The organism is Megasphaera hominis (assembly GCF_014269395.1).
Taxonomy (GTDB): domain Bacteria; phylum Bacillota; class Negativicutes; order Veillonellales; family Megasphaeraceae; genus Megasphaera; species Megasphaera hominis.
Map to the genome: position 1 here is coordinate 1 of NZ_JACOGK010000048.1, position 14,192 is coordinate 14,192.

General features: G+C 55.2%; 16 protein-coding genes. 15 read left to right on the forward strand and 1 reads right to left on the reverse strand.

Going from position 1 to position 14,192, the window contains the following annotated elements:
• Window positions 1–4 precede the first annotated feature (4 nt).
• The gene (locus H8J70_RS12920) at window positions 5–109 is read left to right on the forward strand and encodes an IS3 family transposase (protein ID WP_425489114.1); all 105 of its coding nucleotides are present in this window, start codon (window positions 5–7) and stop codon (window positions 107–109) included.
• Between the two features lie 150 nt (window positions 110–259).
• Here H8J70_RS12920 and H8J70_RS11595 read toward each other — a convergent pair whose 3' ends face one another.
• On the reverse strand, window positions 260–571 hold the full coding sequence (locus H8J70_RS11595; protein WP_186504452.1) for a DUF6506 family protein: 312 nt from the start codon (window positions 569–571) through the stop codon (window positions 260–262).
• 209 nt (window positions 572–780) lie between these two features.
• On the opposite strand from H8J70_RS11595, the gene H8J70_RS11600 reads away from it, so the two are divergent.
• The 14 genes from H8J70_RS11600 (at window position 781) to H8J70_RS11665 (ending at window position 13,945) form a co-directional block, all read left to right on the forward strand.
• A complete protein-coding gene (locus H8J70_RS11600; RefSeq protein WP_186504453.1) occupies window positions 781–1,173 on the forward strand; it encodes a winged helix-turn-helix domain-containing protein in 393 nt (130 codons plus the stop codon).
• The gene (gene yqeB / locus H8J70_RS11605) at window positions 1,163–2,011 is read left to right on the forward strand and encodes a selenium-dependent molybdenum cofactor biosynthesis protein YqeB (protein ID WP_186504454.1); all 849 of its coding nucleotides are present in this window, start codon (window positions 1,163–1,165) and stop codon (window positions 2,009–2,011) included. The genes H8J70_RS11600 and yqeB overlap by 11 nt, the downstream gene beginning before the upstream one ends.
• Window positions 2,008–3,027 (forward strand): molybdopterin-binding protein, encoded by a 1,020-nt coding sequence (locus H8J70_RS11610; RefSeq protein ID WP_186504455.1) that lies wholly within the window; start codon window positions 2,008–2,010, stop codon window positions 3,025–3,027. Before yqeB ends, H8J70_RS11610 begins: the two co-directional genes overlap by 4 nt.
• Before the next feature lie 8 nt (window positions 3,028–3,035).
• On the forward strand, window positions 3,036–3,533 hold the full coding sequence (gene moaC, locus H8J70_RS11615) for a cyclic pyranopterin monophosphate synthase MoaC (protein ID WP_186504456.1): 498 nt from the start codon (window positions 3,036–3,038) through the stop codon (window positions 3,531–3,533).
• Window positions 3,478–4,491 carry a GTP 3',8-cyclase MoaA gene (gene moaA / locus H8J70_RS11620; RefSeq protein ID WP_343068715.1) on the forward strand — a complete coding sequence of 338 codons (1,014 nt, stop codon included), beginning with the start codon at window positions 3,478–3,480 and terminating at the stop codon, window positions 4,489–4,491. The genes moaC and moaA overlap by 56 nt, the downstream gene beginning before the upstream one ends.
• A 2-nt stretch (window positions 4,492–4,493) precedes the next feature.
• Window positions 4,494–5,426, forward strand: coding sequence for an MOSC domain-containing protein (locus H8J70_RS11625; protein WP_186504457.1), 933 nt, complete (start codon window positions 4,494–4,496; stop codon window positions 5,424–5,426).
• A gap of 24 nt (window positions 5,427–5,450) precedes the next feature.
• Window positions 5,451–6,302 (forward strand): molybdate ABC transporter substrate-binding protein, encoded by an 852-nt coding sequence (modA, locus tag H8J70_RS11630; protein ID WP_186504458.1) that lies wholly within the window; start codon window positions 5,451–5,453, stop codon window positions 6,300–6,302.
• Window positions 6,302–6,970, forward strand: coding sequence for a molybdate ABC transporter permease subunit (gene modB / locus H8J70_RS11635; RefSeq protein ID WP_186504459.1), 669 nt, complete (start codon window positions 6,302–6,304; stop codon window positions 6,968–6,970). Before modA ends, modB begins: the two co-directional genes overlap by 1 nt.
• Window positions 6,967–8,007 (forward strand): sulfate/molybdate ABC transporter ATP-binding protein, encoded by a 1,041-nt coding sequence (locus tag H8J70_RS11640; protein WP_186504460.1) that lies wholly within the window; start codon window positions 6,967–6,969, stop codon window positions 8,005–8,007. The genes modB and H8J70_RS11640 overlap by 4 nt, the downstream gene beginning before the upstream one ends.
• 27 nt (window positions 8,008–8,034) lie before the next feature.
• Window positions 8,035–9,138 (forward strand): XdhC family protein, encoded by a 1,104-nt coding sequence (locus tag H8J70_RS11645; RefSeq protein ID WP_186504461.1) that lies wholly within the window; start codon window positions 8,035–8,037, stop codon window positions 9,136–9,138.
• Window positions 9,104–9,895 carry a selenium cofactor biosynthesis protein YqeC gene (yqeC, locus tag H8J70_RS11650; RefSeq protein WP_186504462.1) on the forward strand — a complete coding sequence of 264 codons (792 nt, stop codon included), beginning with the start codon at window positions 9,104–9,106 and terminating at the stop codon, window positions 9,893–9,895. The genes H8J70_RS11645 and yqeC overlap by 35 nt, the downstream gene beginning before the upstream one ends.
• Window positions 9,895–10,515 (forward strand): nucleotidyltransferase family protein, encoded by a 621-nt coding sequence (locus H8J70_RS11655; RefSeq protein WP_186504463.1) that lies wholly within the window; start codon window positions 9,895–9,897, stop codon window positions 10,513–10,515. The genes yqeC and H8J70_RS11655 overlap by 1 nt, the downstream gene beginning before the upstream one ends.
• 235 nt (window positions 10,516–10,750) lie before the next feature.
• Window positions 10,751–11,692 (forward strand): dihydrodipicolinate synthase family protein, encoded by a 942-nt coding sequence (locus tag H8J70_RS11660; protein WP_186504464.1) that lies wholly within the window; start codon window positions 10,751–10,753, stop codon window positions 11,690–11,692.
• Between the two features lie 273 nt (window positions 11,693–11,965).
• Window positions 11,966–13,945, forward strand: coding sequence for a YjhG/YagF family D-xylonate dehydratase (locus H8J70_RS11665; RefSeq protein WP_186504465.1), 1,980 nt, complete (start codon window positions 11,966–11,968; stop codon window positions 13,943–13,945).
• Window positions 13,946–14,192 lie beyond the last annotated feature (247 nt).

Genomic DNA, 14,192 nt, shown 5'->3' on the forward strand with positions numbered 1-14,192 from the left:
TGCAATGATTGAAGATTACATTGGCTATTACAATACTAAGCGTTTACAGAGAAAACTGGGTGTAGTAACCCCGATGGAAAAGCACAATAACTATTACGTGGCAGCATAAAAACTGCCACCGGATATCGGTGGCAGTAATAAGTACATGTTTTATTTTTTGCTCTGTCTACTTGACGGGGAGCGGTTCATATACGCTGGCCGGGCCTTTACGATTTATTGGCAGGAGCTACGTGAAAGCGGCTCCTGCCTTGTGTCATGCCTATTTTTTATTGAAAATCACGTCGCCGCTCTTGTTGCCCAGTCCCGGATGAATATCAAAGTGGACTACGCCGATGGCGGCTTTATTGCCGACGGCTTCTTTGACCATGGCGACGCCTTCAAAGCCAAAACCGCCGCACAGTTCAATGGCGCCTACGCCAGCTGCAACGAGCTTTTGTGCTGCTGCTACGGCATCTGTATAGGATTTGACGCCGACGACGGTCAGGTCAATAGAAGGGCCGGGAATGACGGCCTTTTGTTTTTCCGGATCGTTGCCCGGTGCCAAGTAAATAAATGCTGCCTGATAACTCACAGTAGATCAGCTCCTTCTCAAAATAAATTGGTAGTGCCTATACATAGTATACGGAATTCAGGGACCGGCGACAAGAGAAGAATCTCTATCTTTTACGTGCATTTTTGTAAGAATTCTTATATAATATGACTGTAATACCGGTGTCAAAACCGGCTTTTTCTAGGCGAGCGTTATTCGAATGAAAGAATAACGCCTGGAAGGGAGACAGGATGGAACGAGAACAAGGGGTGCCTTTGCATTGCAAGGTAACCGTACGGATACTTAAGGAGACGCGGGCCTTTGGTCCCGGTGTGGCGCAGCTGCTGCGGGGCATTGGCGAAACAGGCTCCCTCCAGGGCGCAGCCCAGCAGATGGGCATGTCCTACAGTAAGGCCTGGACCGTCATGAAGGAGGCAGAAAATATTTGGGGCTTTCCGCTGACCGAGCGCCACGTAGGCGGGCTTCACGGCGGCCATAGTGTCCTTACGGCCCAGGCACAGATCCTGCTGCAGCGGTATGACTCCCTAGAGGATAGTGTCTGCCGTGTAGCTCAGGAAAAATTTGCCGAATATTTTAATCCCCAGGAACTCAGGCGCTTAAAGGAGATTGGTCATGGAAAATAGATTCGTCATCGTCCGCGGAGGCGGCGATTTAGCAACAGGAACGGTACAAGCCCTTTGGCGGGCCGGTTTCTTTGTCCTCATTTTGGAAGCGGAAAGACCGTCAGCCATTCGCCGCCAGGTGGCCTTATCGGAAGCCGTATATGACGGCCTGGCCCGCGTAGAAGACGTGACCTGTGTCCGCTGCAGAACCGACGGGGACATACAGGCTGCGTGGCAACAGGGCTATGTACCTTTGCTCATCGATCCGGAAGGCCTGGCCATTGGCCAGCGTAATCCCGCTGTCGTCGTCGATGCGATTCTGGCGAAACGCAATTTAGGTACCCGCAAGGATATGGCACCGTGCGTCATCGCCTTAGGGCCGGGCTTTACGGCTGGGACCGACGCTGATTATGTCATTGAAACGCAGCGGGGCCATAACCTGGGCCGTATCCTTACGAAGGGAGCGGCAGCTCCGAACACGGGCGTACCCGGTACCATTGCCGGCGCGTCAAAGGAACGGGTCATGCACAGTCCGGCAGCGGGCTTTTTGTATGGTCTCGTACATATTGGCGATACGGTAGAAAAGGGGCAGGCCATGGCCTTGCTCAGTCCGCAAAAGCTGACTACGCCCGTGACGGCAACCACACCGGGAATTCGCTTGCCTGCCAGCCTGACCGGCCTCGTTCGGGGGCTCATCCGGGACGGCTATGCCGTGACGAAGGGCTTTAAGATTGCCGATATCGATCCCCGTCAGGAAGAACTAAAAAATTGTTTCACCGTTTCCGATAAGGCCCGCTGCCTCGGCGGTGCAGTCGTGACGGCGATCCTTATGCATCAATCCGGGAGGTATACAACGTGAAAAAAGTACGTACAGAAGATGCCGTTGGCCAAGTGCTCTGCCATGATATTACGCAGATCATCCGCGGCGTTACCAAAGGCCCTGTTTTTCGTAAGGGCCACATTATTCAGCCTGAAGATATTCCCGTGCTCCTTTCCGTAGGGAAAGAACAGATTTATATTTGGGAAAATAACGAAAATATGTTGCACGAAAATGATGCCGCAGCCATTCTGCGTGATATCTGTCTGGGCAGTCACATGCACGGCAGCGAGCCAAAAGAAGGGAAGATCGAACTCATTGCCGACTGCGATGGCCTCCTTACGGTCAATACGGCCGGCCTGAAGCGGGTCAATTCCTTGGGGGAAATGATGATCGCCTGCCGGCACGGCGGCTTTACGGTCCATGCCGGCGATCATCTGGCAGGCACACGCATCATTCCTTTGGTCATAGAGAAAGAAAAGATGCAGCGTGCCCGCGAAGCTGCCGGCAAGGAACCCCTGTTGCAGGTCGTGCCCTTTGAAAAGCGCACCTTTGGCGTCGTGACGACAGGGAGCGAAGTCTTCCACGGACGTATTAAAGACACCTTTACGGACGTCATTGAAGGGAAATTAAAGGAATTTGGCGCCACCATGATTGCCCACGATATCTTAGACGACGATCCCCAGGCCATTACAGCCGCCATTACGGCCATGCTGGACAAAGGCGTGGACATGGTCTTTTGTACCGGCGGCATGAGTGTCGACCCCGATGACCAGACGCCCTTGGTCATTAAAAATACAGGCGCCCGTATCGTCACGTACGGTGCACCGGTCCTGCCGGGGGCCATGTTCCTCGTCGCCTACATGGCAGATGGCCGGCCGGTCATCGGTCTGCCCGGGTGCGTCATGTATGCCAAGCGGACTGTTTTTGATTTGGCCCTGCCGTCCCTCATAGCCGGTGTTCCTTTGACGCAGGAACAGATTGCTGCCTGGGGTGAAGGCGGCTATTGCCTGAACTGTCCTGTGTGTACGTTCCCGCAGTGCAGCTTCGGCAGATAGGAGCGACTATGACAGCATTTACCCATATAGATGAAGCCGGTAACGCCCGTATGGTCGATGTGAGTGACAAGGCCGTGACGGCCCGGGAAGCGACGGCTGCAGGCACCCTTTCCATGAGTCCCGCTTGCTTCGACGCCGTTGTGGCCCATACGGTCAAGAAGGGCGATGTTCTCGGTGTGGCTCAGGTCGGCGGCATCATGGGCGCTAAGCGCACGAGCGAGCTCATTCCCTTGTGCCACATCGTGCCCCTTACGCACTGCCAGGTCGTCTTTTCCCTGCAGCCTGAAAGTCATACCATTGAAGCGCGCTGTACGACACGCTGCAGTGGCCAGACCGGCGTAGAAATGGAAGCCCTTACAGGGGTGTCGACGGCCCTGCTTACGCTGTACGATATGTGTAAGGCCCTGGATAAGCGCATGGTCATCAAGGATATCCACCTGGTTGAAAAAAGTGGTGGCCGGAGCGGTCATTTTACCTTTACTGAAGGCGGCGCTGATCATGCGTGACGCTGCCGGCCGGGACATTACGTACCTGCGCATTTCCGTAACCGACCGCTGTAATCTGCGCTGCATCTATTGCCAGCCCGCAGGCGTCACGCCCTTGCAGCATGACGATATCCTGCGCTACGAGGAAATCAGACGTATTTGCCGCCAGGCCCTGCGCCTGGGCATCAACCGCTTTAAGATTACAGGCGGTGAACCTCTTGTGCGCCGTGGCATTATTCCCTTTATAAAGGAATTAAAGGAAATGGCCGGCGTGGACCAGGTCACGCTGACAACGAACGGCCTTAGCCTGGGCCGGGATTTACACGCCTTAGAGGAACTGGGCCTGGACGGACTGAATATCAGCCTCGATACGCGGGACGCCGGGCAGTATGCAGCCCTGACCGGCTACGACGGACTAGCCGTGGTAGAAGAAGCCATTGCCGCAGCTGCCGGCGGGCCTATCCGTACGAAGGTCAACGCCGTTCTCCTGGCCGACACGGCAGACCAGATCCTGCCCCTGGCAGAGCTGGCCCGGGACCTGCCTGTAGACGTGCGTTACATTGAGGTCATGCCTATTGGCGAAGGACGGCACTTTGCCGGCCCTGCCGGTGCGGCCTGTCTGGCCGTGCTGCGTACTGTCTACGACGATCTTCAGCCTGATACGGCCTGGCATGGCAACGGTCCGGCCGTCTATTACCGGAGCCGTCAGCTGCGTGGCAGTATCGGCTTCATAGCGGCCCAGACGCACCGCTTTTGCGGCAGCTGCAACCGCCTGCGCCTGACCAGTACGGGTTTTTTAAAGCCCTGCCTGTGTTACGACATAGGTACGGACCTGCGAAGCCTCCTGCGCGGCGGCGCCAGTGATGAAGACCTCTATAAGGCTATGGCGTCTTGTCTGGCAAATAAGCCGGCAGGACACCACTTTGAAAACCAAAATGAAGTGACAGAGCATAAAAAAATGAGTCAAATTGGAGGCTGAATATGGCAGTCATTGAAGCATTATGTATCAGTACCCACAGAGGTACGCAGAAGGAACAGGTCGCAGCCGCTGTCTTCGTGCCTGACTGGGGCATCGAAGGCGACGCCCACGCCGGCCATTGGCACCGCCAGGTAAGCCTCTTGGCCAGCGAACAGATCGAAGCCTTCCGGGCCCGCGGCGCCGACGTAGGCCCCGGTGCCTTTGGTGAAAATATGGTCGTCCGGGGTATCGATTTTGCCCGCCTGCCCGTAGGGACGCGCCTGCAGAGCGGCACGGTCCTCCTGGAATTGACGCAGATTGGTAAGGAATGCCATCAGCACTGTACCATTTACCAGGCCGTCGGTGACTGCATCATGCCGCGGCAGGGCGTCTTTGCCAAGGTCCTTGAAGGCGGTACGCTTCACGTAGGCGATGAGCTGGTTGTGGTACAGCAGGCAGGCAAGCGCCCTTATCAGGCGGCGGTCATCACCTTGTCCGATAAGGGCAGCCACGGCGAGCGGCACGACGAAAGCGGTCCGGCCCTGGCAGCATGCCTCCGGGAGGCCGGCTATGACGTCGTCGAAACGCTGCTCCTGGCCGACGAAGCCGGCCCCTTGCAGCAGCACCTGCGCCGCCTGGCCGATCAGCGGCAAGTCGATCTCATCCTGACGACGGGCGGCACCGGCCTGTCACCGCGGGATATTACGCCGGAGGCGACGCTGGCTGTGGCAGATAAGCAGGTGCCGGGCATTTCCGAAGCCCTGCGGGCCGCGTCGCTGGCTATTACGCCGCGGGCCATGCTGTCCCGTGGGGTGAGCGTCATCCGCAAAAAGACGCTGATCATCAATTTTCCGGGCAGTACCAAGGCCTGCCGGGAATATTGGGCTATCGTCGCCGACGTCCTGCCGCATGGACTGGATATTCTGCGGGGTACTGGCGGCGACTGTGGCCGCTAACCAATACGAAAGGGGATATGTACAATGAAATGGAAAAAGTGGATTGCTGTCACCGTCTTGGCAGCGCTGGCCGTAGGTCTTGTAGGCTGCGGCGCCGAAAAGAAGGATGCCGGCAGTGCCGGTGGAGAAAAAGTGAAGCTCACGGTCTTTGCTGCTGCGAGCATGACCGAAACGCTTCAGGAGATTGCCAAGGACTATGAAAAGGAACATCCTGACGTAGAACTGGTCTTCAACTTTGATTCGTCAGGGACACTTAAAAAGCAGATCGAAAACGGTGCTGCCTGCGATGTCTTCATTTCAGCCGCACAAAAACAGATGAATCAGCTCGACAAGACGCAGGACGAAAAAAACAATCCCGGTCATCTCGACTTCATCATTCCCGATACGCGCATCAATCTCTTAGAAAATCACGTCGTTCTCGTCACGCCGGAAGGCAACCCGGGCCACGTAGAAAACTTCAACGACATGGCAGCGAAGCTGCAGGCCGGCTCGATCCGTCTGGTTATGGGCAACAGCGATGTACCTGTGGGCCAGTATACGCAGAAAATTCTGGCCTATTACGGCCTGAACGAACAGGAACTGGCCAATGCCGGCCACATTTCCTATGGCTCTAACGTCAAGGAAGTAACGACCCAGGTCAAAGAAGGCAGTGCCGACTGCGGCGTTATTTATGCAACCGACGCCTTCAGTGCCGGCCTGAAACCTCTCGACCAGGCGACAAAGGCCATGTGTGGCCAGGCCATCTATCCCGCAGCGGTCCTCAAAGACAGCAAGCACGTAGCGGCGGCTAAGGATTTCCTGCAGTATTTACAGAGCGATGCAGCCATGAAGGTCTTTGAACACGTCGGCTTTAGCCCTGTGACGGACGGCCAGTGATGGATTGGTATCCCCTCTGGAATAGTCTGCGCATAGCGGCTATTTCCTGTATTCTCGTATTTTTTAGCGGCATTTTTATGGCCTACTATGTGGCCCGCCTGCCCAGCTGGCTGAAAGGGCTGGTCGACGTCATCCTGACCATGCCGCTCGTCCTGCCGCCGACGGTTTGCGGCTGGCTCTTACTGCTGGTCTTTGGCCTCAACCACCCTGTCGGCCAATTCCTGGCCCAGTGGGGCGTACAGTTCGTCATGACCTGGTACGGCGGCGTCATCGCTTCGGCAGTCGTCGCCTTCCCGCTCATGTACCGCACGGCCTGCGGTGCCTTTGAAAGCTTCGATGAAACCCTGGCCTGGAGCGGCCGCACCCTGGGCCTTTCCGATACGTACATTTTCTGGCACATCCGCATGCCCTATTGCCGTCAGGGCATCATGGCCGGTACGGTCCTGGCCTTTGCCCGGGCCTTAGGCGAATACGGGGCGACGAGCATGCTCATCGGCTATATTCCCCATAGCACGGCTACCATTTCGACGACGGTCTATCAGTTATGGCGGACCAATGACGAATACAGTGCCTTTATCTGGGTACTGGTCAATATTGCCATCAGCGCCGTCGTTCTCCTGACCATCAATATGCTGGGCAAACGGAGCCGGACAAGGAGGCAGGCATGAGTTTATCCGTTCAGATCCAAAAACAACTGGGCGATTTCCACTTGTCCGTCCGCCTGGAAACAGGGGCTGGCGTGTGGGGCCTTTTAGGCGCGTCGGGCAGTGGCAAGAGCAAGACCCTCCAATGCATTGCCGGCATCGAACGGCCCGACCAGGGCCGTATTGTCCTCAACGGGCGGGTCCTCTTTGATGCGGAAAAGGGAATCAATGTGTCTGTACAACAGCGGCGCGTAGGGTATTTGTTTCAAAATTATGCCCTCTTTCCGACCATGAGCGTAGAAGAAAATATTGCCTGCGGCGCCCGTTTTCTGAAAAACGGCCGGGAACGGCGGCAGCGTGTGCAGTCCATGATCCGGCGCATGCAGCTCACGGGCCTGGAGAACTTGCGTCCGGCCCAGCTGTCAGGCGGGCAGCAGCAGCGGACGGCGCTGGCGCGCTGCCTCATTAACGAACCGGAAATTCTCCTCCTCGACGAGCCCTTTAGCGCTCTCGACGTATACCTGAAGGAACAGCTCATGGGGGAAATGACCGACCTCTTAGGCCAGTTCCACAAGGACGTCATCGTCGTTACCCATAACCGGGAAGAAGCGTATCAGCTTTGCGATCACCTGGCCATTCTGGCAGACGGGCAGGTCGATGCCTGCGGGACCGTAGAAGACGTTTTTGCAGCCCCGGAAACACGGGCCGGGGCGATCCTCACGGGCTGTAAAAATATCGTCCCTGCCCGTAAGGCAGGCGCGACGACCGTAGCCGTGCCGGACTGGGGCCTTTGCCTGGAAACGGGCCGGCCTGTTCCGGAAGCGGTCCGGGCCATTGCCATACGGGAGCAGGCCTTTTCGGCCGAAGCAGGAGAAAACGAGTATCCTGTAGAAATACTAAAAGTAGTGGACCAGCCCTTTAGCCGGCTCGTCCAGTTCCGCTACCGCAGCCAGACCGTACCAGGGCCGCTTACGTGGCGTCTCGAAACAGGACCCCGCCTGCAGCACCTGCCGGAAAAGCTGGGCGTTGCCGGAACCTATATTATTCTTTTATACCGCTAATGGTACGCAGAAAGGAACAAGTGACCTATGCATGCACTCTTTGCACGGCTTTTGACAGAGCTTACGGAGGGCCGGGCCGTTGTCTTATTGACCATCCTGGATACGAAAGGGTCCACGCCGCGCACAGCCGGCAGTCACCAGCTGATTTTGGCCGATGGTACGACTGTAGGGACTGTAGGCGGCGGCTATCAGGAATATGTAGCCTGTGAAGCCGGCCGCGCTGCCCTGGCAGACGGGACCTCATGCCTGTTGCCACTGCTCTTGCACAAGAATCCCACCGCCGACATTGGCGGCGTCTGTGGCGGGGAATTGCTCGTATTTTGCCAATACCTGGCGCCTGCTGATGCGGCGGCTATCGCTTTTTTTACTACACTCACGCAGTGTCTGGAGAGCCATCAGCCAAGCTGGCTGGCCCTCGATGTGACGGTCCCGGACCGCTGGGCCATGGCCCTGCAGTACGGTACGCAGCAAGTGACGTGTGAGGCAGCAACGGCGCAGCCGGGCCTGGCCGCCTGTGCCGGTACGGCTCTTACGGCCGAAGGTATACAAGCCCGGCAGGACGGCGTGCTCTATGAGGAAACGCTGGTGCAGCCGCGCCGCGTCATTGTCTTTGGCGGTGGCCACGTAGCGTTGGCCTTAGTGCCCTTATTGACAGGGCTCGATTTCTTTTGTACCGTTGTCGATGACCGGTCTGAATTTGCCAATAGCGAACGCTTCCCTATGGCAGACCAGTGCATTGTAACAGATTTTGCGGACCTTTCACAGCACGTGACGGTCACGCCGGACGATTATGTCTGTATTATGACGCGAGGCCACCTGGGCGACTATGAAGCACAAAAATATGTCCTCACGTGCCACCCCTATTATATGGGCGTCATTGGCAGCCGGGCCAAGCTGGCCTTTGTCCGCAATAAATTAAAACAAGATGGCTTTACTGAAGAAGAAATAAACCGTTTCCACGCTCCTATTGGCCTGCCAATTTCTGCGGCGACGCCGGAAGAAATCGCCGTCAGCATTGCAGCCGAGCTCATTGCCATCCGGGCGAAACGGGAAGGACGTCAAAAAAAAGGTGCCTTTATTTGGAGAGAGGAAACAGATGGAAGCTATCATATATCAAAAGGAACAATCTAAACGCACGGCCAGCCTCTGGCAGAGTATTACCTGTCTCTGTCCGTCCCTGGCACAGGCAGACGGGCCGCAGGTAGTAGCCGTCACCGGGGCCGGTGGCAAGACGACGTGTATCATGCGCCTGGCAGAGGAACTCGTAGCCGCCGGCAAACGGGTCCTCGTCGTCACGACGACCCATATGTACAAGCCGGAGAGCCACGGCGTACTGAGCAACGATCCGGCCGTCATCACAGCAGCCCTGGAACGGGACGGTCTGGTCATTGCCGGCCTGCCCTATGGGAAAGACAAAATTGCCTATATTGGCGATGCGGCTTATGAAGCCGTATGTCCGGCAGCCCAGGTGGTGCTTGTAGAAGCTGACGGTGCCCGGCGGCAGCCCTTTAAAATCCCGCGGCCTCTCGAACCGGTACTGCCGGAAACGTGCGACGCCGTCCTGTGCGTAGCCGGCCTGAGCGCCTTAGGCAAACCACTGAAGAGCAGCTGCTATGGCTGGGCCGAAAGCGAAGCCGCAGCGGAACGGCTGGGCACGACCTTTCCGAAGGAAACCGATAAGGGCAGTACGCCTTTGACTATCAGCCTCTTTGCCGCCCTCTGGGCCAGGGGCAGCCTGGCCGCTTTAAAGGCCTACACGTGGCCGGTCATCGCCATTTTAAATCAGGCCGATACACCGGCACAGCAGCTGGCAGGTGCGTTAATCCTGCAGGAAGCCGGTCTTGCCCAAGGCCTGATTACGTCCTTTGCTGAGGCGGAGGTGTCGTAATGGACATTGCCGTCCTCTACCTGGCTTCCGGCCTGAGCCGCCGCTTTGTCAGTAACAAGCTGCTCTTTCCCGTCGGCGGCCGGCCCTTGTTTCAGTATGGCTTTTGCCACTTGCAGCAAGGCCTGTCCTATGTGGCTGTGCCGGGAATTCACTGGCACGTGGCGGTCGTTACGCCCTATGAGGAGATTGCCCGCTGGTGCAGTGCCCGCGGGGCGGCCGTCTATGATAATCCCTGGGCCAGCGAAGGCCAGGCCGCAGCAATCCGTATCGGCACTAAAGCCACGGCAGCTGCCGACGCCTGGGCGTACTTTGTCGCCGACAGGCCGCGTCTCAAAGCGGCGACGATCGCCTCCTTTTTGACCGGCTATGTCCGTTCCGGCCGTCCTGCCGGGGCTGCTGCCTATGACGGTCACTTAGGCAATCCGGCCATTTTCAGCCACTTGTTCTATAAAGAACTTATGGATCTACGCGGCGATTGCGGTGCCGGCCCTGTGTTACGCCGCCATGCCAAGGACTGCTGGAGCCTGCCCATAGCGGCACAGGAACTGGAAGATATCGATAGAAAAGAAGACGCCCAGCGCCTGGAAAGAGACTGGCAGTCTCACATGGGGAAACCGTAACCTAGTCATGTATGCAAAATTTTCATGCATGACTGGGATTTTTTAGTCACAAAGAGAATGCATATGTGAAAAAATATTACATAATTGTATGTAAAATACACGCGAAAAGAGCCATTGACTCCCTTGACATTCAAAATAAATCATGTAGAATAGACACATGATTCGTAATAACGACTAAGTTAGTATATGCGAATTAAAAATGAAAGTTTGCCACAGTAGGAAAGGATTGGGAGACATGAAAAAAGCAGAATATTTAACCCCGGTTGTTACCATATTTGATAGAGTAGGAAACATTGACCAGCGCGGCAATGAAATGGTATATGATTTTCTGATTAAAGGCGGCGTAGACGGCATCGTCGTCATGGGCAGTACAGGTGAATTCTTCGCCATGTCCATGGAACAGAAAAAACGCCTCATCGATATTGCCGTTCCGTATATCAAAGGCCGCGTAAAATGCATGATCGGTACGGGCTGCATGAGCGTCCGCGATACAGTCGAACTGTCCAACTATGCCTGCGATGCCGGCGCCGACGCCGTCATGATCGTGTGTCCTTTCTACTTCCCGCTCAGTGACGAAGATATTGAAGCCTATTACGACACGATTCTGCCGCAGATCCGTGGCAACGTCTTCATTTATAACTATCCCGGTGCGACAGGCGACGACGTTACACCGGAAATCACCCTGCGCCTCTTGCACAAACACAAGAACCTCGTAGGCTACAAGGATACGATCGAACTCTTCTCCCATACACGTAAGCTCATCGAAGTGACGAAAGAAGAATATCCGGACTTCATCATTTACTCCGGCTATGACGAAAACCTCGTTCACATCATGCTCAGCGGTGGTAACGGCTGCATCGGCGGCTTATCCAACTTCGCACCGAAGCTGTGCTCCGAATGGTGCCGTGCTATTAATGAAAAGAATTGGGAATATATGTTTGACTGCCAGGAAAAGATCAATGGCTTGATGTATATTTATTCATCCAAGACACCGTTCCCGCAAATTGCGAAAAAAGCACTGAACCTGCAGGGCGTTCCGGTCAGCGAATACTGCATGCACTTCTCCCAGAGACCGCCAACAGTAAAGAAATTACAGGCTTTCATCGATGGAATTGACTTAGAAAACCTGATGAAGAAGAATACGAAAGCCCAGCCCGCAAAGAAAGAAACTAAATAATCGTTAACACGCTCAAGCCGGCCCGTTCATAGCAGCAATGAATGAGCCGGCTTATATTTCATTTTATATATAAATTAAGGCACCTATTCTGTATGAAATTACGAATTCATGCGTATATGCATTGACAGTGGCACAAATTTACGTTACTATGAACTCACATTCACGTGTTAGTTTTTCTACTATTCTGAACTAGACGGTCCACAAGAAGGAAACGCCTGTTCAGATACCAATATATAGTATTAGTGAATGGGTTGAAAAAAAGGAGTGAATAACATGGCAGTAAAGAATTTGTTTGAAAATGATGCCTCCGATTTGATTCTCAAATCCCGCACGCATGCCGATGGTCCTGAAGGGGTACTTCCCTTAACGCCGGAAGCCCTGCGGAATTCGCCAAGTGGCAATATTTTTGGTATGACTATTGATGCCGGCATGGGCTGGGATCCTTCTACGCTCGCTAATGGCGACGTTATGATGATCAGCACGTACGGCGGCCTGAAAAAAGATGACGGCACGACCGCTGCCGTAGGTCTTCATCCGGGCCACTTCGAATTGGATGGCCTCCTGACGGAAGCAGCCAATACGCTGAAATCCATGGGCTACGTTCCCTCCGCTGCCTATGTAACCGACCCTTGCGACGGCCGTACACAGGGCACGACAGGCATGTTCGATTCCCTGCCGTACCGTAACGACGCCGCCCAGGTAATGCGCCGCCTGATCCGTTCCCTGCCTACGCGCAAGGCTGTTATCGGCGTTGCTTCCTGCGATAAAGGTTTGCCGGCTACGTTGATGGCCCTGGCCAGCATGCACGATCTGCCGACCATCATGATCCCCGGCGGTGCTACGCTCATGCCGAACAACGGCGAAGATCTGGGTACCGTTCAGACCATCAGCGTCCGCTATGCCAACGATGAATTGTCGTACGACCGCGCTGTCCGTCTGGGCTGCATGGCTTGCGCCAGCGGTGGCGGCGGCTGTCAGTTCCTGGGTACAGCCGGCACCAGCCAGGTTATTGCAGAAGGCCTGGGCTTCTCCATTACCCATTCGGCGCTGGCTCCTTCGGGCGAACCGATCTGGTATGACGTTGCCAAGAAATCGGCTATTGCCGCTATGGGCATGTACAAAGCAGGTATTACGACGAAAGACGTTATTACAGATAAAGCCATTGAAAACGCCATGGTTATCCACGCTGCCTTCGGCGGTTCGACAAACCTCCTGATCCACCTGCCGGCAATCGCTTTCATGGCAGGCTGCAGAGTTCCGACCGTACACGACTGGGCTCGCATCAATAAAGAAGTTCCCCGTCTCGTAAGCGTTCTGCCCATGGGCCCGATCAACTACCCGACAGTTGACGTATTCATGGCCGGCGGCGTTCCGGAAGTTATGCTCCACCTGCGCAAGATGGGCCTCCTCCACGAAGACGTCATGACCGTAACGGGCAGCACCCTCGGCGAAAACCTCGATTGGTGGGAACAGTCCCAGCGCCGTGTGGCTTGCCGCAACCGCCTGAAAGAAATCGACAACCTCAACGTAGACGACGTAATCTTCAGCCCGGAACAGGCAAAAGCCAAAGGTATCGGCTCGACCATTACCTTCCCGACAGGCAACATTGCACCGGAAGGCTCTGTTGTTAAATCGACAGCTATCGATCCGTCCGTTATCGGCCCGGACCACATCTTCCGTCACACTGCCAAGGTTAAATGCTATCCTTCGGAAAAAGCAGCTATTACAGCTCTCAAAAACGATGGCGTACAGGCTGGCGATATCATGGTAGTTATGGCCGGCGGTCCTCTCGGCACAGGCATGGAAGAAACGTATCAGCTGACTTCCGCCCTGAAACACCTGTCCTTCGGCAAACACGTATCCCTCATTACGGATGCCCGTTTCTCCGGCGTATCCACAGGCGCTTGCTTCGGTCACGTAGGACCGGAAGCCCTGGCTGGCGGCCCGATCGGCAAACTGCGTGATGGCGACGTAGTAGAAATCATCGTCGACACGGTAAAACTCGAAGGCAGCCTCAACTTTATCGGTACAGAAGACCACAAGCTGACCTACGAAGAAGGCGCGAAAGTATTGGCAGAACGGGAAACGAACCCGGCCGTTCGTCCGGATCCGGATCTGCCCGATGATACACGCCTCTGGGCTGCACTGCAGGACGTCAGCGGCGGTACCTGGAGAGGTACTGTCTACGATGTAGATAAGATCATTGAAACCCTGAAAGCCGGTAAAGAAGCACTGGCAAAAAAGAATAAATAAGTGGGAATCACCCTCGCTTAGCTGAAAAGAAGGGAGTGTGACAAAATGCGAAAGCATTTTGTCCACTTCCTTTTTTTCATGCTCTTTTTCCTTTTTTAGAGAATGACCTTTGAAAAATGGGCGCAAAGCCCCTTTCCCCATAAAGCAGTATTTTTACAGTTTATGCGGATTTCTGCAAGCGTAGTTTTTTATTGTGATATTTATAGAGGTTATGTCCGATGGAAACCAGGAAAATCTCTAATCGAAC

Bases quoted from the DNA above. Each gene is read 5' to 3' on its own strand.
- H8J70_RS12920 (WP_425489114.1), top strand. From the start codon at position 5: ATGATTGAAGATTACATTGGCTATTACAATACTAAGCGTTTACAGAGA.
- H8J70_RS11600 (WP_186504453.1), top strand. From the start codon at position 781: ATGGAACGAGAACAAGGGGTGCCTTTGCATTGCAAGGTAACCGTACGG.
- yqeB (WP_186504454.1), top strand. From the start codon at position 1,163: ATGGAAAATAGATTCGTCATCGTCCGCGGAGGCGGCGATTTAGCAACA.
- moaC (WP_186504456.1), top strand. From the start codon at position 3,036: ATGACAGCATTTACCCATATAGATGAAGCCGGTAACGCCCGTATGGTC.
- H8J70_RS11625 (WP_186504457.1), top strand. From the start codon at position 4,494: ATGGCAGTCATTGAAGCATTATGTATCAGTACCCACAGAGGTACGCAG.
- modA (WP_186504458.1), top strand. From the start codon at position 5,451: ATGAAATGGAAAAAGTGGATTGCTGTCACCGTCTTGGCAGCGCTGGCC.
- modB (WP_186504459.1), top strand. From the start codon at position 6,302: ATGGATTGGTATCCCCTCTGGAATAGTCTGCGCATAGCGGCTATTTCC.
- H8J70_RS11640 (WP_186504460.1), top strand. From the start codon at position 6,967: ATGAGTTTATCCGTTCAGATCCAAAAACAACTGGGCGATTTCCACTTG.
- H8J70_RS11645 (WP_186504461.1), top strand. From the start codon at position 8,035: ATGCATGCACTCTTTGCACGGCTTTTGACAGAGCTTACGGAGGGCCGG.
- yqeC (WP_186504462.1), top strand. From the start codon at position 9,104: ATGGAAGCTATCATATATCAAAAGGAACAATCTAAACGCACGGCCAGC.
- H8J70_RS11655 (WP_186504463.1), top strand. From the start codon at position 9,895: ATGGACATTGCCGTCCTCTACCTGGCTTCCGGCCTGAGCCGCCGCTTT.
- H8J70_RS11660 (WP_186504464.1), top strand. From the start codon at position 10,751: ATGAAAAAAGCAGAATATTTAACCCCGGTTGTTACCATATTTGATAGA.
- H8J70_RS11665 (WP_186504465.1), top strand. From the start codon at position 11,966: ATGGCAGTAAAGAATTTGTTTGAAAATGATGCCTCCGATTTGATTCTC.